General features: G+C 60.9%; 1 protein-coding gene. It reads left to right on the top strand.

All coding sequences use genetic code 11. The annotated features are described in order from the left end of the window. Positions 1-170: 170 nt before the first annotated feature. Complete coding sequence (locus K6V06_RS20535) at positions 171-1,124, top strand: transposase (RefSeq protein WP_222245981.1); 954 nt, start codon at positions 171-173, stop codon at positions 1,122-1,124. The last annotated feature ends 23 nt before the right edge of the window (positions 1,125-1,147 follow it).

The following is a 1,147-nucleotide window of genomic DNA, read 5'->3' as shown; positions in this document are numbered from 1 at the left end:
GCCCTTGTATCTTAATGGTTGGGATTTGGACCGGCTCAGTAGCCCGACTGCCCTCTGGGACCTCAAGCCCGTGGGAGAGCGCTGGGATCTGGGTCGGACCGTTCTTTCTTGCAACCCGTACGGTTGTGGGAATCTAAAGTTCGCATAGACAAGGAAGGGAGCGAAAGGACGTGTCCGAAGACCTGTTTGTGGGAATCGATGTATCCGGCCAGACGCTTGACGTTGCCAGTACCGCCAAGGCGGGCAGTTGGCAAGTCAGCAACGACAGCGCCGGTATTGAGTCTCTGGTCAAAGAGCTGACGGCGCTCAAGCCGACGGTGGTGGTACTTGAAGCGACCGGCGGCTATGAGTTCGAGGTTGCCTGCTCGCTGCAGGCCGCAGGGCTGGCCGTTGCCGTGGTCAATCCCCGCCAGGCGCGCGATTTTGCTCGCTCGATGGGTGTGTTGGCCAAGACCGATGCGATCGATGCTGGCGAGTTGGCCAATTTTGGCCGCGTACTGCATATGCACCCGCAGCGGGAGCGTTTCATCAAGCCACTGGCCGATGCGCAGTTGCAGCGGCTGCAGGCATTGGTGCTGCGTCGCCGACAATTGGTCCAGATGCTTACCAGCGAGCGTCATCGATCCCGCATCGCCCATGCCGCAGCCCGCCCGAGCATTGAGCGAACCATCGAGTTCCTCAAGGCAGAGTTGGCCGACAGTGACACCGAGGTTGCCGAGCACGTGCAGCAGCATCATGCGCAGCTGGCCGCCATTCTGACCAGTATGCCGGGCGTTGGCGCGGCCAGTGTCGGGGTACTGCTAGCCGAACTGCCGGAACTGGGCAAGCTCGATCGCCGACGCATCGCCGCACTGGTCGGCGTTGCACCGCTGAACCGGGACTCTGGAAAGATGCGAGGGAAACGCTCCATCTGGGGCGGCCGATCCGATGTTCGTCGCGCCTTATACATGGCCACACTGGTTGCGGTTCGCCACAATCCCGTATTGAAGCACTTCTATAACCGGCTCGTGGCTGCTGGAAAGCTCAAAAAGGTGGCGTTGGTGGCAGCCATGCGAAAAGTCCTTGGCATGCTCAACGCCATGGCCAAGCACCGTTGCCCCTGGAATCCTGCTCTTTCCGCTTGACCGGCAAGACGGTTGCTCTCCCC

This window comes from Cupriavidus sp. AU9028 (assembly GCF_019795295.1).
Lineage (GTDB): Bacteria > Pseudomonadota > Gammaproteobacteria > Burkholderiales > Burkholderiaceae > Cupriavidus.
This window is presented reverse-complemented; position numbering and strand designations above follow the sequence as displayed.